Annotated in this window: 23 protein-coding genes; 14 read left to right on the forward strand and 9 right to left on the reverse strand. The window is 43.0% G+C overall.

All coding sequences use genetic code 11. The features are described from left to right. Nucleotides 1-83 precede the first annotated feature (83 nt). On the forward strand, nucleotides 84-752 hold the full coding sequence (locus tag DSY56_RS03230; RefSeq protein WP_112443851.1) for an MIP/aquaporin family protein: 669 nt from the start codon (nucleotides 84-86) through the stop codon (nucleotides 750-752). Between the two features lie 253 nt (nucleotides 753-1,005). Here DSY56_RS03230 and queF read toward each other — a convergent pair whose 3' ends face one another. The 9 genes from queF to sstT all read right to left on the reverse strand — a co-directional run bounded on the left by queF (nucleotide 1,006) and on the right by sstT (nucleotide 7,028). Further along, nucleotides 1,006-1,497 carry a preQ(1) synthase gene (gene queF / locus DSY56_RS11990; RefSeq protein WP_000082584.1) on the reverse strand — a complete coding sequence of 164 codons (492 nt, stop codon included), beginning with the start codon at nucleotides 1,495-1,497 and terminating at the stop codon, nucleotides 1,006-1,008. Nucleotides 1,498-1,515: 18 nt separating this feature from the next. Continuing rightward, on the reverse strand, nucleotides 1,516-2,232 hold the full coding sequence (gene queE, locus DSY56_RS11995; protein ID WP_173277561.1) for a 7-carboxy-7-deazaguanine synthase QueE: 717 nt from the start codon (nucleotides 2,230-2,232) through the stop codon (nucleotides 1,516-1,518). Beyond that, a complete protein-coding gene (gene queD / locus DSY56_RS03240) occupies nucleotides 2,225-2,668 on the reverse strand; it encodes a 6-carboxytetrahydropterin synthase QueD (protein WP_112443852.1) in 444 nt (147 codons plus the stop codon). The genes queE and queD overlap by 8 nt, the downstream gene beginning before the upstream one ends. After that, nucleotides 2,668-3,321: a 7-cyano-7-deazaguanine synthase QueC gene (gene queC, locus DSY56_RS03245; RefSeq protein WP_112443853.1), complete on the reverse strand. Its 654-nt coding sequence runs from the start codon at nucleotides 3,319-3,321 to the stop codon at nucleotides 2,668-2,670. The genes queD and queC overlap by 1 nt, the downstream gene beginning before the upstream one ends. Before the next feature lie 201 nt (nucleotides 3,322-3,522). After that, nucleotides 3,523-3,837: a thioredoxin gene (trxA, locus tag DSY56_RS03250; protein WP_001029581.1), complete on the reverse strand. Its 315-nt coding sequence runs from the start codon at nucleotides 3,835-3,837 to the stop codon at nucleotides 3,523-3,525. Nucleotides 3,838-3,852: 15 nt separating this feature from the next. Next, the gene (locus tag DSY56_RS03255) at nucleotides 3,853-4,074 is read right to left on the reverse strand and encodes a DUF4649 family protein (protein ID WP_000570253.1); all 222 of its coding nucleotides are present in this window, start codon (nucleotides 4,072-4,074) and stop codon (nucleotides 3,853-3,855) included. A gap of 99 nt (nucleotides 4,075-4,173) precedes the next feature. Beyond that, nucleotides 4,174-4,554, reverse strand: a complete 381-nt coding sequence (locus tag DSY56_RS03260; protein ID WP_112443854.1) for a MarR family winged helix-turn-helix transcriptional regulator — start codon at nucleotides 4,552-4,554, stop codon at nucleotides 4,174-4,176. 142 nt (nucleotides 4,555-4,696) lie between these two features. Continuing rightward, the gene (locus tag DSY56_RS03265; RefSeq protein ID WP_112443855.1) at nucleotides 4,697-5,650 is read right to left on the reverse strand and encodes an aromatic acid exporter family protein; all 954 of its coding nucleotides are present in this window, start codon (nucleotides 5,648-5,650) and stop codon (nucleotides 4,697-4,699) included. A 172-nt stretch (nucleotides 5,651-5,822) separates the two neighbouring features. Continuing rightward, nucleotides 5,823-7,028 (reverse strand): serine/threonine transporter SstT, encoded by a 1,206-nt coding sequence (gene sstT, locus DSY56_RS03275; RefSeq protein ID WP_050079233.1) that lies wholly within the window; start codon nucleotides 7,026-7,028, stop codon nucleotides 5,823-5,825. 138 nt (nucleotides 7,029-7,166) lie between these two features. On the opposite strand from sstT, the gene DSY56_RS03280 reads away from it, so the two are divergent. From DSY56_RS03280 to DSY56_RS03340, 13 genes are all read left to right on the forward strand, one after another. Further along, nucleotides 7,167-7,727: a mechanosensitive ion channel family protein gene (locus DSY56_RS03280; protein WP_001168881.1), complete on the forward strand. Its 561-nt coding sequence runs from the start codon at nucleotides 7,167-7,169 to the stop codon at nucleotides 7,725-7,727. A 63-nt stretch (nucleotides 7,728-7,790) separates the two neighbouring features. After that, complete coding sequence (locus DSY56_RS03285) at nucleotides 7,791-8,696, forward strand: magnesium transporter CorA family protein (RefSeq protein WP_112443856.1); 906 nt, start codon at nucleotides 7,791-7,793, stop codon at nucleotides 8,694-8,696. Nucleotides 8,697-8,712: 16 nt separating this feature from the next. Continuing rightward, on the forward strand, nucleotides 8,713-9,240 hold the full coding sequence (locus DSY56_RS03290; RefSeq protein ID WP_112443857.1) for a YqeG family HAD IIIA-type phosphatase: 528 nt from the start codon (nucleotides 8,713-8,715) through the stop codon (nucleotides 9,238-9,240). A 2-nt stretch (nucleotides 9,241-9,242) separates the two neighbouring features. Beyond that, nucleotides 9,243-10,349 carry a ribosome biogenesis GTPase YqeH gene (gene yqeH, locus DSY56_RS03295; RefSeq protein WP_112443858.1) on the forward strand — a complete coding sequence of 369 codons (1,107 nt, stop codon included), beginning with the start codon at nucleotides 9,243-9,245 and terminating at the stop codon, nucleotides 10,347-10,349. 212 nt (nucleotides 10,350-10,561) lie between these two features. Beyond that, nucleotides 10,562-10,873 (forward strand): ribosome assembly RNA-binding protein YhbY, encoded by a 312-nt coding sequence (gene yhbY, locus DSY56_RS03300; protein ID WP_000060169.1) that lies wholly within the window; start codon nucleotides 10,562-10,564, stop codon nucleotides 10,871-10,873. A gap of 52 nt (nucleotides 10,874-10,925) precedes the next feature. Continuing rightward, complete coding sequence (locus DSY56_RS03305) at nucleotides 10,926-11,555, forward strand: nicotinate-nucleotide adenylyltransferase (RefSeq protein ID WP_112443859.1); 630 nt, start codon at nucleotides 10,926-10,928, stop codon at nucleotides 11,553-11,555. Beyond that, a complete protein-coding gene (yqeK, locus tag DSY56_RS03310) occupies nucleotides 11,555-12,148 on the forward strand; it encodes a bis(5'-nucleosyl)-tetraphosphatase (symmetrical) YqeK (RefSeq protein ID WP_112443860.1) in 594 nt (197 codons plus the stop codon). The genes DSY56_RS03305 and yqeK overlap by 1 nt, the downstream gene beginning before the upstream one ends. After that, nucleotides 12,149-12,502, forward strand: a complete 354-nt coding sequence (gene rsfS, locus DSY56_RS03315; protein ID WP_112443861.1) for a ribosome silencing factor — start codon at nucleotides 12,149-12,151, stop codon at nucleotides 12,500-12,502. Between the two features lie 108 nt (nucleotides 12,503-12,610). Then, entirely contained in the window at nucleotides 12,611-13,351 is a 741-nt protein-coding gene (locus DSY56_RS03320; protein ID WP_306416186.1) for a class I SAM-dependent DNA methyltransferase, read from the forward strand. Between the two features lie 9 nt (nucleotides 13,352-13,360). Then, nucleotides 13,361-14,458 (forward strand): nucleotidyltransferase, encoded by a 1,098-nt coding sequence (locus DSY56_RS03325; RefSeq protein ID WP_112443863.1) that lies wholly within the window; start codon nucleotides 13,361-13,363, stop codon nucleotides 14,456-14,458. 131 nt (nucleotides 14,459-14,589) lie between these two features. Continuing rightward, nucleotides 14,590-14,844, forward strand: coding sequence for a type II toxin-antitoxin system Phd/YefM family antitoxin (locus DSY56_RS03330; protein WP_000388572.1), 255 nt, complete (start codon nucleotides 14,590-14,592; stop codon nucleotides 14,842-14,844). A gap of 3 nt (nucleotides 14,845-14,847) precedes the next feature. Beyond that, nucleotides 14,848-15,102 carry a Txe/YoeB family addiction module toxin gene (locus DSY56_RS03335; RefSeq protein WP_112443864.1) on the forward strand — a complete coding sequence of 85 codons (255 nt, stop codon included), beginning with the start codon at nucleotides 14,848-14,850 and terminating at the stop codon, nucleotides 15,100-15,102. A gap of 202 nt (nucleotides 15,103-15,304) precedes the next feature. After that, nucleotides 15,305-16,918 carry a ribonuclease Y gene (locus DSY56_RS03340; RefSeq protein ID WP_000404934.1) on the forward strand — a complete coding sequence of 538 codons (1,614 nt, stop codon included), beginning with the start codon at nucleotides 15,305-15,307 and terminating at the stop codon, nucleotides 16,916-16,918. Nucleotides 16,919-16,968 lie beyond the last annotated feature (50 nt).

Here is a 16,968-nt window from a genome sequence, read left to right on the forward strand (position 1 = left end):
TGAAAATTTCCAATCAATTTTCTTGAAACCCTTTCCCTCTTTTGATAGACTAGTATCTAGTTTTTGAAAAAAGGAGAAAGAAAATGAAAAAATTTGTTGCTGAGTTAATCGGTACGTTCATGCTTGTGTTCATCGGAACAGGAGCTGTTGTTTTTGGAAATGGTCTTGAAGGTCTTGGACACCTAGGGATTGCCTTTGCCTTTGGTTTGGCAATCGTAGTTGCAGCTTACTCAATCGGAACTATTTCAGGTGCTCACTTGAACCCAGCTGTTTCGATTGCTATGTTTGTAAACAAACGTTTGTCATCTTCAGAAATTGTAAACTACATCCTTGGTCAAGTAGTTGGTGCTTTCTTAGCATCTGGATTTGTATTCTTCCTCTTGGCAAATTCAGGTATGTCAACTGCTAGTCTTGGTGAAAATGCCTTGGCAAACGGTGTCACTGTCTTTGGTGGTTTCTTGTTTGAAGTTATCGCAACTTTCTTGTTTGTCTTGGTTATCATGACTGTGACATCAGCAAGTAAGGGCAATGGCGCGATTGCTGGTTTGGTAATCGGTTTGTCCTTGATGGCGATGATTCTTGTGGGCTTGAACATCACTGGACTTTCAGTAAACCCAGCACGTAGCTTGGCACCAGCTGTCTTGGTAGGTGGTGCAGCCCTTCAACAAGTTTGGATTTTCATCCTTGCACCAATTGTTGGTGGAGTTCTTGCAGCCCTCGTTGCGAAAAACTTCCTTGGAACAGAAGAATAATTGAAACTCAAAAAGCCTTGCTCCTCATCTTGAGGAACAGGGTTTTTTCGTATGATACTCTTCGAAAATCTCTTCAAACCACGTCAGCTTCACCTTGGATTATATATGTGACGGACTTCGTCAGTCTTATCTACAACCTCAAAACAGTGTTTTGAGCTGACTTCGTCGGTATTATCTACAACCTCAAAGCAGTGCTTTGAGCAATCTGCGGCTAGCTTCCTAGTTTACTTTTTGATTTTCATTGAGTATGAGTTTAACGATTGTCAATTTTCTCTGGATAAAGATCGTGTTGGAAGAGGCGTTGTTCTGCCAAGCCTTCATACTTAGTTCCTGGCTTACCGTAGTTGTAGTAGGGGTCAATTGAGATGCCACCGCGAGGAGTGAATTTTCCCCAAACCTCCAAATAGCGAGGGTCTAGCAAGTTGACCAAGTCTTTACCGATGGTGTTGATACAGTTTTCGTGAAAATCTCCATGATTTCGGTAACTAAAGAGGTAGAGTTTGAGGGATTTTGACTCAACACAGAGCTTGTCAGGGATGTAGGAAATATAGATAGTTGCAAAGTCTGGCTGAGCAGTGATGGGGCAAAGTGAGGTAAATTCAGGGCAGTTGAACTTGATGAAATAGTCATTTTCCACATGACGATTGTCAAAGGATTCGAGGACATCTGGTTGATACTCGAAAATGTAGTTGGTTTCTTTGTTGCCTAGTAGGCTGAGGTTTTTCATTTCTTCTTGTTGTGACATAATTTTTTCTTTCTAATCTTAAACACCACGTTGGTTATCGTAGAGGAGGGTATGGAGTTGAGGAAGGACGCGGACATTGCCCCAGCTATCGTCGGCAGCGATGCGTTCCCAGAGTTCTTTGAGGCGGTCCAGTTGGTCTTGGACAATATTGCCTCTAGTCTTGGGTTCAGGATTTCCTGCTGATAAAAAGAGAACATCTGGTTGGTAGCGTTCTTGTATTCCTCTGGCAAAGGCCAAATCTGCATCGTCAAAGACAGGGATTTTAAAGGTGACCTTATCTGGATCCAGTTGGGAAACGATAAAGTCCAAGGTCTCAAAGTTGACTTCCATCTTGGATGAAGGAGGTTTGGGGCTCAGAGTGACCTGGTCAATATCTTTTAACCAATTTTGCCAGCGAGAACCTTGAGTCTCGACAGCAAGGGTGACACCGCGTTCCTTGAGTTTGGTGACGAGTTCGGCCATGTTAGCTGCTAGGATAGCAGGATTTCCCCCAGATAGGGTTACATAGTCGTAGCTCCCCAATTTATCCAAGGCAGCAATGACCTCATCAGCTGTCATACGAGTCGGTTTTTCAGAGCCATCCCATGTAAAGGCAGAATCGCACCAGTCGCAGTGGTAGTCGCAACCTGCAGTGCGGACAAACATGGTTTTCTGCCCGATAGCACGGCCTTCGCCTTGAAAGGTTGGACCAAAAATTTCCAGAACTGGTAGTTTGAGGACACGTTCCCTAGTCATCTAACCACTCCCGTCTAAACTCCGCAAAGGCAGTCGGAGTCTCATAGAGGCGAACGTATTCCAAATGGAGACCGCGCTCGTCTGGCAACTCTTGGTTCATGGTTTGGAAAATCCAGTAAACCATATTTTCAGCAGTCGTGTTCATATAGGGCAGGGTTTCATTGAGATAGCGATGATCCAAGTGGGGCTCTAAGTAGTTCTTGTAGATGGCTTTGATGTCTCCAAAATCGTAGGTCATACCCCGTTCATCTAAAAATCCACTGACAGCAATCTGCAGATGATAGGTGTGGCCGTGCAGGGATTTGCATTTTCCCTCATAGTGAAAGAGGTGGTGGGCAGCATCAAAGGTAAATTCTTTTGATACCAAGGTTCTGTGAGGATTGTAGACAAGAGACTCCCCGGTTTCCTGTTTGATTTCTTTGGGTGCAAAAAACATTAGGCCTCTCCTTTCTGTGAGAGATAAACATCCAGACCATGTTGACGTAGGTGGCAGGCTGGGCAATCTCCACAGCCACTTCCGATAATCCCGTTGTAGCAGGTTAAGGTCTTTTCACGAACATAGTCAAAGGCACCGAGTTGGTCGGCTAATTCCCAAGTTTCAGCCTTGTCTAGCCACATGAGAGGTGTTTGGATAACAAAGTCGTAATCCATAGCAAGGTTGAGGGTAACATTGAGAGATTTGATAAAGACATCCCGACAATCGGGGTAGCCTGAGAAGTCTGTCTCGCAGACACCTGTCACGATGTCTGTAATGCCTCGTTGCTTAGCAAGGACTGCCGCAAAGGACAGAAAGAGGTGGTTGCGACCGTCAACGAAGGTATTGGGAACCTCACCCTCTTTTTGTTCGATTTCCAAATCAGAGGTCAAGGCATTCTCAGTGATTTGCCCCAGCAGAGACATATCTAGGATATGATGACGAATCCCTTGTTCCTTAGCGATTTCTCTAGCGACTTGAATTTCGAGATGATGGCGTTGGCCGTAGGCAAAGGTAACGGCTTCGACTGTTTCATAGTGTTCTTTAGCCCAAAAGAGGCAGGTTGTAGAATCTTGACCGCCACTAAAGACGACCAAGGCAGATTGACGTTTCATAGTACTCCTTCCAAAATGGGAAATGTTCAGAGCACGCAAAAAGCTCCCATGAGGGAGCTAAAAAATACCAAGTCAAGGTTTTTTTTAGCGATGGCGTGTCCCAAACATCGTAATATTCTATCTACAGTCTAGCATATTTTTTGAAAAATGGCAAAGGGCAAGAAAAAAGAGACCAAAGAAAGTACTTGGTCTCTAGTGCGATTAGCTCAATTCAGCAACGATGGCCTTGATTTGTTCTGCTGTGTGAACACCAGCAACTTGTTTGACAACTTGGCCGTCTTTTTTGAAGAGAAGAGTTGGGATAGACATGATTCCAAAAGCACGAGCTGTGTTTGGATTTTCATCAACGTCCATTTTAACGATTTTCAAGACATCTTCTGAAAGTTCTTCAGACAATTTATCCAAGATTGGACCTTGCATACGACATGGACCACACCAAGTTGCCCAGAAGTCTACCAAGACCAAACCGTCTTTTGTTTCTTGTTCGAATGTTGCATCTGTAATTGCTTTTGCCATTGTATTTCTCCTTTTTTAGTTATATTGGCTTAAATCTTGTTTCTTGAGATAGAAGAAGATGTCTCCATAAGTCCCATGGTAGTCCAAATCATGACCCTTATAAGTCAATTTTTGGACAGGGTAGTAGTCTGCGACGCCGATAAGGCAAGCTTGCTGCGAACGATCAAAGTCTTCATAAGACTCGAAAGTCACAGTTCTTTCGTTCTTGCTGGCATCTAAATAGGTGATTTCAATCATGTTTAAAACTCCTTTGTTTAATGATGACTTTATTTTACTCCTTGTAGAAGAGAATGTCAAGAAAAATGATTGCGCACGCAACTTTTTTCTAAAATCATCTCAAATCAAGAAATCCAAACCAGTTTCCAAGCTTGCTTCGACAGCCTTTTGTAGCGAGGTCAGTGTCTTTTGCCCATCACTTGTCAGGCAGATAAAACTAGAGCGTCTATCTTGATGGCAACACATGCGACTGAGCAGACCGCAATTTTTAGCTTCCAAACGAGCCACCATCCGAGAAACAGCGCTCGGGCTCAGATGAAGCTTATCTGGCAGGTCAATCTGGCGTAGAGATTTTTCTTCAGCCAAGTCCAGATAGTAGAGCAGGTAAAACTCTTTCAAGGTCAGACTTTGCTCGCTCTTCTGGGCAATGGTCTCTTCCAAGAGACTTTCAATTTCTTTCTGACGCCGATTGAAGTCAAACCATTTTTCCAAATAGGTCATAGTATCTCCTTTCTTTTTAGAGTTGTAAATAGAAGAAAGTCCATTTACGGACAGTCTCTGCATCACAAGATGATTGTGCATGCAATAATTATACTACTTTTCAAAAGAGCTAGCAAGTTCTGTTTTTTAGTGGTTTTCTTTTTTACTGTCCATATTTTTGGTAAAAATCAACTTTTACTTGGATGAAGGTTTTGGCTTCACGTAGGAGTTGAAGAAGGGTGGCACGGGTTTCAAATTCGTCTCTTGTCTTGGGCAGACTGCGGTTCCGGAAGACTTCCAGATAGCGTTCAATTTCATCTAGCAAATCAGAAGCAGGATTGGTCTGGCTTAGTTGACTAGCAATTTTTGAAAAGAGTTGGGCCAAAATCAGGCTTTCACTGGCAGCTAGGTGACAGGTGTTGATTTGGTGGGCCATATTTCGCAGGATACGACTTTGTCGCTGTCTCATCTCAAAGTAGTGGATATGGTAGTCGGTTTGGTGAAAGAGGTGGTCAGAGTGATCCAAATAGACCAGTCTGAGGGCTTCTTCTAAAAGTGTGTCTAATTCCTCTACCAACTGTGCTCGGTTGCGTCCATCCCCTCTGGATAAATAATATTTGAAACGCTGGAGGATATCTTTTAACTTTTCTTCCACCAGCGTGTGGTAGTGCTGGATTTCCTCTTCTCGTGAAGGCATGTAGAGATTGACCAGTAAGGCAAATCCTGTACCGATAGCAAAGAGAAGGAATTCATTGACTAGAAGGTCTGGAGAGGTTGATTTTTGCACCAAGAGATGGCTAACCAAAACGCTACTTGGTGTGATGCCAATTTCCCAGCCCATCTTGTAGGCTAGGGGAACATAAAGAGCCAGATAGAGGCCAAGGCTCCAGATATGAAATCCGCTCAAGTGAAAAGTCAAAACCCCGATAACCAGAGCCAGAAGCATGGAAAAGAGCCGATTGCGGGCCAGTTTTAAGGTACTTCTACGCGTATCAGATAGGCTCAAGAGAGCGATAATTCCAGCCGAAACTGCTGAGGAAAGATTGAGAAAATAAGCAAGAAGGCAGGCAAGACAGGTAGCTAAGATGAGCTTGGTCGTACGTTGGCTAATAGACATAAAAATTTCCTGATAATACTCAATGAAAATCAAAGAGCAAACTAGGAAGCTAGCCGTAGGCAGTACTTGAGTACGGCAAGGCGAAGCTGACGTGGTTTGAATTTGATTTTCGAAGAGTATAAGTTAGAATAAAAGAGCAAAAGACAAAACCTGAGCAGGCTTGTCTTCTTGCTTATTTTTTACGGGCTGCTGCGTATTCGGCAACGGCAGTAAAAAGGACATCTGTAGAAGAGTTAAGGGCTGTTTCACATGAGTCTTGGATGACCCCAATCACAAAACCAACTCCGACAACTTGCATGGCAATATCGTTAGAAATACCGAAAAGGCTACAAGCAACTGGGATAAGAAGGAGGGAACCTCCAGCAATACCAGAAGCACCGCAGGCTGAGATAGCTGCTACTACACTGAGGACAAAGGCTGTGGCAAAGTCAACAGGAATTCCAAGAGTATTAACTGCAGCAAGGGTCAAAACGTTAATGGTAATCGCTGCTCCAGCCATGTTGATAGTAGAACCAAGTGGGATAGAAACAGAATAGGTATCTGGGTTGAGTCCAAGGTCATGGCAGAGTTTCATGTTGACAGGAATGTTAGCCGCAGAACTACGAGTGAAAAAGGCTGTTACACCGCTGACACGGAGGCAGTTCCAAACTAGAGGGTAAGGATTGCGTCTCATAAAGAAGAAGGCAATCAAAGGGTTGACCACAAGGGCAACAAAAAGCATAGTTGTTACTAATAGAACCAATAAAATACCGTAGTTGGCTAGGCTTCCGATTCCCTTGTCAGAAATGGTTTTAAAAACAAGACCAAGGATTCCAAATGGAGCCAGGTTGATGATCCATTCGACAATTTTAGAAGTCACATCAGCGATAGTTTTTAGCAATTCTTTACTATTTTTGCTGGCCTCTCTCATGGCAATCCCGAAAACAACTGCCCAAGATAGGATACCGATGTAGTTGGCAGTAATGAGGGCATTGACTGGATTGTCAACCAGTTTGAGCAAGAGGTTGCTGAGGACTTGCCCAATCCCATCTGGTGGTGCAATTTCAGTATTGGCACTATTTAGGGTGATTTCAATAGGGACGATGAAACTAGCTACAACAGCGACAAGAGCAGCAGCAAAAGTTCCTAGGATATACAAGAAAACAACAGTTTTCATATTGCTATCTTGCCCCTTTTGATGTTGGGAAAGGGCATTGGCAACGAGGGCAAAGACTAGGATAGGAGCAACAGCTTTTAGACCTCCGACGAATAAATCCCCGAGTAGCCCAATTCCTGAGAGATTAGGAAGGGTCAGTCCTAGGATTCCCCCACAAAGCATACCAATCAAGATACGCTTGACAAGGCTTGCCTTATTCCAAGCATGAATGATTCTTTTCATAATAATCTCCTTTTTGTGTAGTGATTATGATTATAGTATAAATGATAGACAAAATCAAGAATTTTCTGTCTATTTTTTGAATATTTATGGAGAATGAGACTGATGAAAATATGGTATAATGAAATAAAGGAGTTTTATATGCAAAAATTTATTCAAGCTTATATTGAAAAGCTAGATGTGACAACCATTATCGAGAATATTCTAACCAAGATTATTTCTCTTTTACTGCTTTTGATTGTATTTTATATTGCTAAAAAAATGCTTCATACCATGGTTCAGAGAATTGTCAAACCTTCTCTAAAAATGTCTCATCATGATGTCGGGCGCCAAAAGACTATTGCGCGTTTACTAGAAAATGTGTTTAATTATACGCTATATTTCTTTTTACTCTACTGTATTTTATCGATTTTAGGCTTACCTGTATCTAGTTTGTTGGCTGGAGCTGGGATTGCTGGGGTGGCCATTGGGATGGGAGCCCAAGGTTTTCTGTCTGATGTCATCAATGGCTTTTTCATCCTTTTTGAACGTCAACTGGATGTGGGAGATGAGGTCGTTCTGACAAATGGTCCTATTACTGTATCGGGCAAGGTCGTCAGCGTGGGAATTCGTACGACCCAGCTTCGTAGCGAGGAGCAAGCTCTTCACTTTGTTCCTAACCGAAATATCACAGTTGTTAGCAATTTCTCACGCACAGACTAGACCTGTTATTTTAAGTAATTTGTGGTACAATAGAAAGAGTTTAATTTTAATAAAGGAGAAAAGATGGTTTTAGAAAAGCAGTTGGGCAATGGTTGTACCTGGATAGACCTTGATGTGGATAAGATTAAAAATATGGAAGATCTTTCTGACATCTATGGATTGGACAAGGAAACCATTGAGTATGCTCTGGATAGAAATGAACGAGCTCATATGGATTATAACCGTGAAACGGAGACGGTAACCTTTATTTATAATGTTCTTGATTTAGAAAAAGACAAAGAATATTATGAAGCGATTCCGATGACCTTTATCGTTGAAAAACAACGAATGATTACCATCAGCAACCATAAGAATGCTTATGTCATTGATCAGATGTCAGCTTATCTGGATAGCCATGAGTCGCTTTCTATTTACAAGTTTCTCTTTTCTGGTTTAGAGATTATCAGTAACGCTTATTATCCTGTCATTGAAGAGATGGATAAAAGTAAGGACGAAATTAGTGCCTTGCTACGTCAAACTACAACAAAGAAAAATCTCTTCGCCCTCTCTGACTTGGAGACTGGTATGGTTTACTTGACAGCAGCAGCAAAACAAAATCGACTCCTCTTGGAACATATCCAGGGCCATGCTCTTTATCGGAGATTTAATGATGTCGAACGAGAGCAGTTTGATGATGCCATGATTGAAGCCCATCAGTTGGTGTCTATGACAGACTTGATTTCTCAAGTCTTGCAACAACTCTCAGCTTCTTACAACAACATCCTAAACAATAACTTGAATGATAGTTTGTCAATTTTGACTATTATCTCCGTCTTACTAGCAGTACTTGCGGTTATTACAGGTTTCTTCGGAATGAATGTTCCTCTACCATTTACAGAAGAGCCAAATGCTTGGATTTATATCTTAATGGCTAGCTTGATTTTATGGGCAGCCTTATCTCAATGGATGAAGAAAATTACTAGAAAATAAAAGAGAAGGAGCCAGAATGGCGATTGAAAATTACATGCCAGATTTTGCTGTGGAAGCAGTTTATGATCTGACAGTCCCAAGCCTGCAGGCGCAGGGAATCAAGGCTGTTTTGGTCGATTTGGACAATACTCTCATTGCTTGGAACAATCCTGATGGTACGCCAGAGATGAAACAATGGCTACATGACCTTCGGGACGTGGGTATTCGCATCATTGTGGTATCAAATAACACCAAAAAACGGGTCCAACGTGCAGTTGAGAAGTTTGGGATTGATTACGTTTATTGGGCTCTGAAGCCCTTCACATTTGGAATTGACCGTGCCATGAAGGAATTCCACTATGAGAAAAGTGAAGTGGTCATGGTTGGCGACCAGCTCATGACAGATATACGAGCAGCTCACCGTGCTGGCATTCGCTCGATTTTAGTCAAACCCTTGGTCCAACATGACTCGATTAAAACGCAGATTAACCGAGCTCGTGAGCGTCGTGTCATGCGAAAAATCACTGAAAAGTACGGACCGATTACATATAAAAAAGGAATTTAACTATGGAAGAAATTCTCTGTATTGGTTGTGGAGCAACCATTCAGACGACAGACAAGTCTGGTCTTGGTTTTACCCCCCAGTCGGCACTTGAAAAAGGTTTGGAGATTGGCGAAGTCTATTGCCAACGCTGTTTCCGTCTCCGTCATTACAATGAAATCACGGATGTCCAGTTGACAGACGATGATTTCCTCAAGCTCTTGCACGAGGTGGGAGACAGCGATGCCTTAGTGGTCAATGTCATTGATATCTTTGATTTTAATGGCTCTGTCATCCCAGGCTTGCCACGCTTTGTATCGGGCAATGATGTCCTCTTGGTGGGAAATAAAAAAGATATCTTGCCCAAGTCTGTTAAACCAGGCAAGATTAGCCAGTGGCTCATGGAACGTGCCCACGAAGAAGGTCTTCGTCCAGTCGATGTCGTCCTAACTTCAGCCCAAAACAAACATGCCATTAAGGAAGTCATTGACAAGATTGAACACTACCGTAAGGGCCGCGATGTCTATGTGGTCGGTGTGACAAACGTTGGAAAATCAACTCTAATCAATGCCATCATCCAAGAAATCACGGGTAACCAGAATGTCATCACGACTTCACGCTTCCCAGGGACAACCTTGGACAAGATTGAGATTCCTCTTGACGACGGATCTTATATCTACGATACGCCGGGAATCATCCACCGTCACCAGATGGCCCACTACTTGACGGCTAAAAACCTCAAGTATGTCAGCCCTAAAAAGGAAATCAAACCTAAAACCTATCAGCTCAATCCTGAACAAACCCTATTTCTAGGTGGTCTCGGACGATTTGATTTCATTGCGGGAGAAAAGCAAGGTTTCACAGCCTTCTTTGACAATGAATTAAAACTCCATCGTACCAAGTTAGAAGGTGCTAGTGCCTTTTACGATAAGCACGTCGGAAGCCTTTTGACACCACCAAATAGCAAGGAAAAAGAAGATTTTCCAAAATTGGTCCAACATGTCTTTAATATCAAGGAAAAGACAGACCTAGTCATCTCAGGCCTAGGCTGGATCCGCGTAACAGGCACCGCCAAAGTCGCCGTCTGGGCACCAGAAGGCGTTGCCGTCGTCACACGAAAAGCAATAATTTAAAACAAAATCACTGAGCGAACAAAGTGAGCTCATAAAAAGATAGTTATTGCCGTGGTGTTTTGCCAATCTGTAGATTGGCAAGGGGCATAATTGAGACCAAGGCTCAATTGTGAGGTCAGGAAATCCATTTTTCAAAGATGAGATCTTTGGAAAATTAGTTCCGACCGTCCCTCACCACCTAAAATAACTATCAAAAAACAAGGAAGAAAATTATGTCATTAACATCAAAACAACGTGCCTTCCTCAACAGTCAGGCACACACCCTCAAACCCATCATCCAAATCGGGAAAAATGGACTCAACGACCAAATCAAAACCAGCGTCCGTCAGGCTCTTGATGCCCGTGAATTGATCAAGGTTACTCTTTTGCAAAACACCGATGAAAATATCCACGAAGTAGCTGAAATTTTGGAAGAAGAAATCGGTGTGGATACAGTCCAAAAAATCGGACGCATCTTGATTTTGTTTAAACAATCCAGCAAGAAAGAGAATCGCAAGATTTCTAAAAAAGTCAAAGAAATTTGACCCCCATACTCCAAACAACTGTTTTTTACAGAGAAATAAAGGAGACTAGCCTATGGCAATCGAATTATTGACTCCCTTTACTAAGATAGAGTTGGAGCCAGAAATCAAGGAGAAAAAACGCAAACAAGTTGGGATTTTAGGGGGGAATTTTAACCCTGTTCACAATGCCCATCTTATTGTTGCGGATCAAGTACGCCAGCAGTTGGGATTGGACCAGGTTCTGCTCATGCCTGAATACCAACCTCCTCATGTAGATAAAAAGGAAACCATCCCTGAACACCATCGTCTCAAGATGCTTGAGTTGGCGATTGAGGGGATTGAAGGACTAGCCATTGAAACCATTGAGTTGGAGCGCAAGGGCATTTCTTACACCTACGACACCATGAAGCTTCTAACTGAGAAGAATCCAGATACAGATTATTATTTTATCATCGGTGCCGACATGGTGGACTATCTGCCCAAGTGGTACCGAATTGATGAACTGGTAGATATGGTTCAGTTTGTGGGAGTTCAGCGCCCACGCTACAAGGCAGGGACTTCCTATCCAGTTATCTGGGTGGATGTACCTCTCATGGATATCTCATCCAGCATGGTGCGTGACTTCCTTGCCCAAGGACGGAAACCCAACTTTCTCCTACCTCAGCCAGTGCTAGACTATATCGAGAAGGAGGGGCTTTACTGATGGCCTATCAAGACCATATCAACTGCTCTCGTGAGGCTTTGTTGGAAAAAATGGCAGAGCTTCTACCTGAGAAACGTCTAACCCATTGTCTAGGTGTGGAGCGTGCCGCTATGGAATTAGCTCAGCGATTTGGAGTCGATACCGAGAAAGCAGGTCTAGCAGGCCTTCTTCATGACTATGCTAAGAAGTTGTCAGATCAGGAATTTCTGGATTTGATTGACCGTTATCAGCTAGACCCTGACCTCAAAAACTGGGGCAATAATGTCTGGCATGGTATGGTCGGAATTTACAAGATTCAAGAAGACTTGGATTTGCATGATTCTGAAATTATACGAGCCATTGAAATCCATACAGTTGGGGCTGGTCAGATGACAGATCTTGATAAGGTCATCTACGTCGCAGACTATATCGAGCACAATCGAGCCTTTCCTGGAGTAAATGTGGCGCGTGAGATTGCAAGTCTATCGCTTGATAAGGCAGTGGCCTATGAAACATCTCGTACCGTAGAGCATCTAGCTCATCAGGGATTCCCCATCTATCCCCAAACTCTTGAAACCTATAACGCCTTTGTGTACTATTTGAAAGAGGACTAAATGAACGAAAAAGAATTACTAGAACTAGTCGTGAAAGCGGCTGATGAGAAACGTGCGGAGGATATCCTCGCACTTGATGTACAAGATTTGACTAGCGTGACGGATTACTTTGTTATTACTAGTTCAATGAATAGCCGTCAGTTGGATGCTATCGCTGACAATATCCGTGAAAAAGTAGCGGAAGCTGGTTTTAAAGGCAGCCATATCGAAGGCGATGCAGCTGGGGGATGGGTCTTGCTAGACCTCGGTGCTGTCGTTGTGCATATCTTCTCAGAAGAAATGCGTGCCCACTATAACCTAGAAAAACTATGGCATGAGGCAAATTCAGTAGATATTTCAGAAGCTCTTGCTTAGAAGATGAACTTAGTTGTAGTCAACTGGGTTTCTTTGCTTATTTTAGAAAATTGGATAGAAAGGTGAGGGCGAGTGGTGTTTGCCATGTAGGCTCTTGGTATCATGATTATGGCAACTTATGAAACTTTTGCGGCGGTCTATGATGCGGTCATGGATGACAGTTTATACGACAAATGGACTGATTTTTCGCTGCGTCATTTGCCAAAAACTAAGGAGAGAAAGAAACTCTTGGAATTGGCTTGTGGAACAGGTATCCAGTCTGTTCGCTTTTCTCAAGCTGGTTTTGATGTGACTGGGCTTGATTTGAGTGCGGATATGTTGAAGATTGCTGAGAAGAGAGCTTCTTCAGCCAAACAAAAGATTGATTTTATGGAAGGCAATATGCTGGATTTGTCTAAGGCAGGTCAATACGACTTTGTCACGTGTTACTCAGACTCAATCTGCTACATGCAGGATGAGGTGGAAGTAGGGGACGTCTTTAAGGAAGTGTATAATGCCCTCAACGAAGACGGAGTTTTCATCTTTGATGTGCATTCGACTTACCAGACGGATGAGGTTTTTCCAGGCTATTCCTACCATGAAAATGCGGAAGATTTCGCTATGCTTTGGGACACCTATGAGGACGCGGCGCCTCACTCCATCGTGCATGAGCTGACTTTCTTTGTCAAGGAGGCTGACGGCTCCTTTAGTCGTCACGATGAGGTGCATGAGGAGCGGACCTATGAAGTCTTGACCTATGATATTTTGCTGGAACAGGCTGGATTTAAGTCTTTCAAACTCTATGCAGACTTTGAGGACAAGGAGCCGACAGAGACAAGTACCCGTTGGTTTTTTGTCGCGCAGAAGTAGGAGATCACTATGACCATCACAGGTATTATCGCGGAGTTTAATCCTTTTCATAATGGGCATAAATACCTGCTGGATCAGGCTGAGGGACTGAAAATCGTAGCCATGTCTGGAAATTTCATGCAACGTGGAGAGCCTGCTATCGTTGACAAGTGGACACGGGCCCAGATGGCACTGGAAAATGGAGCGGATCTGGTAGTGGAATTGCCCTTTTTAGTCAGTGTTCAGGCTGCGGATTTCTTCGGTCAAGGAGCTGTGGATATCTTGGCTCGGTTGGGCATTGATACTTTAGCTTTTGGGACAGAGGAAGTTCTGGATTACCAGAAAATCGCTGACTTATACACAGAGCAAGCTACTGAGATGGAGAAATTTGTGGAAAATCTGCCAGATGCCCTCTCCTATCCACAGAAAACCCAAGCCATGTGGCAGGAATTTGCAGGTCTTGATTTTTCAGGCAATACGCCTAATCATGTCCTTGCTCTGGCCTATGCCAAGGCAGTTGCAGGACGTAAAATCAAACTGCATCCAATTCAGCGTCAGGGGGCAGGTTATCATTCTGTGGACAAGGATGTGGACTTTGCCTCGGCAACAGCCCTCCGTCAGCACCAGAAGGACCAAGATTTCTTAGAACGCTTTATGCCTTCTGTTACCCTTTTTGAGCAGGCCAGTAAGGTGAACTGGGAAGACTATTTTCCCTTGCTCCATTATCAAATCTTGTCCAATCCAGACCTAACCACTATCTATCAGGTCAATCAAGAAATGGCAGTGCGCATCAAGGAAGCTATCAAAAAAGCTCAGTCTGTTGACGAATTGGTCGAGGCGGTTGCGACCAAACGCTACACCAAGGCGCGTGTCAGACGCCTCTTGACCTATATCTTGGTGCAGGCTAGAGAAAATGACTTGCCAGAATCCATTCATGTCCTTGGCTTTACTGAAAAAGGCAGGCAACACCTCAAGTCCTTGAAGGGACAGGTCAATCTAGTCAGCCGAATTGGCAGAGAACCTTGGGATGCTATGACCCAAAAAGCAGACCAGATTTACCAACTAGGAAATCCAAGTATAGCAGACCAGAATTTTGGAAGAGTGCCGATAAGAATAGAAACAAACTAAGTCTACTGAAAGGTGGACTTTTTGAGATTTTTTACGAATAAATAGATAGAAAAGAAAATCTTGTACAAGTTCCTGACAAATTCTTTCTTTTCGTGTATAATAGTGGAAAAGAGGTAAAACGAGGTATGGTTATGGAAGCAGTTCTTTACTCAACATTCCGAAATCATTTAAAGGACTACATGAAAAAGGTAAATGATGAATTTGAGCCTTTAACGGTGGTCAATAAAAATCCAGACGAGGACATTGTAGTCCTTTCAAAGAGCGAGTGGGATAGTATTCAAGAAACTTTGAGAATTGCTCAAAACAAGGAGTTATCGGACAAGGTCTTGCGAGGAATGGCTCAAGTTCGTGCTGGAAGTACTCAGGTCCATGTTATTGAGGAGTAAGAAATGCTGCTCAAGTTTACAGAAGATGCCTGGGCAGATTATTGCTACTGGCAAAATCAGGATAAGAAAACGTTAAAAAGAATCAATAAACTAATCAAGGATATTCAACGTGATCCCTTTACAGGAATAGGTAAACCAGAACCACTCAAGTATGACTACCAAGGAGCTTGGTCACGTCGTATTGATGCAGAAAATCGATTGATTTATATGATGGATGGAAATAGCGTGGCTTTCTTGTCTTTCAAAGATCATTACTAAGTCTACTGAAAGGTGGGATTTTTCTAAAATCTCTACTAAACAACTGTTTTTAAGTAATAAGGATTATACAGATGTATTTTAGTGAAATAAACACCAAATTCCCCAAAACATATTCTATTTTAGGTTTGTGAAAATCACTTTTTTATGGTAGAATGTAAAAGAATGTATGTCATTCGGAATAACAATAAAATGAGGTAAAAACATGGAAATCATGTCGCTTGCGATTGCTGTTTTTGCCGTCATCATTGGTTTAGTCATTGGATATGTCAGCATCTCAGCTAAGATGAAATCATCTCAGGAAGCTGCAGAGTTGATGCTTTTAAATGCTGAACAAGAAGCAACTAATTTACGTGGACAAGCTGAGCGTGAAGCGGATTTACTTGTTAATGAAGCCAAGCGTGAAAGCAAGTCTCTTAAAAAAGAAGCACTATTGGAGGCCAAAGAAGAAGCCAGAAAATACCGTGAAGAAGTGGACGCTGAATTCAAATCAGAACGTCAAGAACTCAAACAAATCGAAAGTCGTTTGACCGAGAGAGCTACTAGCCTTGACCGTAAAGACGACAATTTGACGAGTAAAGAACAAACACTTGAACAAAAAGAACAAAGTATTTCTGATAGAGCGAAAAACCTTGATGCGCGTGAAGAGCAATTAGAGGAAGTCGAAAGACAAAAAGAAGCAGAACTAGAGCGTATTGGTGCCCTGTCTCAGGCAGAAGCACGAGATATTATCTTGGCACAGACAGAGGAAAACTTGACCAAGGAGATTGCTAGCCGTATTCGTGAAGCTGAGCAAGAGGTTAAGGAACGTTCTGACAAAATGGCCAAGGACATCTTGGTTCAAGCTATGCAACGTATCGCTGGTGAATATGTAGCGGAGTCAACAAACTCAACAGTTCATCTGCCAGATGATACTATGAAGGGACGCATTATTGGTCGTGAAGGTCGTAACATTCGTACTTTTGAAAGTTTGACAGGGGTCGATGTGATTATCGACGATACACCAGAAGTGGTGACCTTGTCAGGATTTGATCCGATTCGTCGTGAGATTGCCCGTATGACTATGGAAATGTTGCTCAAAGATGGTCGTATCCACCCAGCTCGTATCGAAGAGTTGGTTGAGAAAAACCGTCAAGAGATTGATAATAAGATCCGTGAATACGGTGAGGCAGCAGCCTATGAGATTGGTGCGCCAAACCTTCATCCAGACTTGATGAAGATTATGGGACGTTTGCAGTTCCGTACTTCTTATGGACAAAATGTCTTGCGTCATTCGATTGAGGTTGCTAAGTTGGCTGGTATCATGGCGAGCGAGCTTGGTGAAAATGCGGCTCTTGCTCGTCGTGCTGGATTCCTTCACGATATTGGGAAAGCTATTGACCGCGAGGTTGAAGGTAGCCACGTTGAAATCGGTATGGAATTGGCCCGTAAGTACAAGGAACACCCAGTTGTGGTCAATACGATCGCTAGTCACCACGGTGATGTTGAAGCTGAGAGCGTCATTGCAGTGATCGTCGCTGCGGCAGATGCCTTGAGTGCAGCCCGTCCAGGAGCTCGTAGTGAGTCTCTTGAAAGCTACATCAAGCGTCTCCATGATTTGGAAGAAATTGCTAACGGCTTTGAAGGGGTACAAAATAGCTTTGCCCTTCAAGCAGGACGTGAAATCCGCATCATGGTCAATCCAGGACAAATCAAGGACGACAAAGTCACAATCTTGGCTCACAAAGTTCGTGAGAAAATTGAAAACAATCTCGATTACCCAGGAAATATCAAGGTAACCGTGATTCGTGAGCTTCGTGCAGTAGATTATGCTAAATAAATAAGAAAGAGCAGTTGAAAAATTACTGCTTTTTTGTTACACTAGATAGA

It is taken from the genome of Streptococcus sp. 596553, from assembly GCF_900411395.1.
GTDB classification, from domain to species: domain Bacteria; phylum Bacillota; class Bacilli; order Lactobacillales; family Streptococcaceae; genus Streptococcus; species Streptococcus mitis_BA.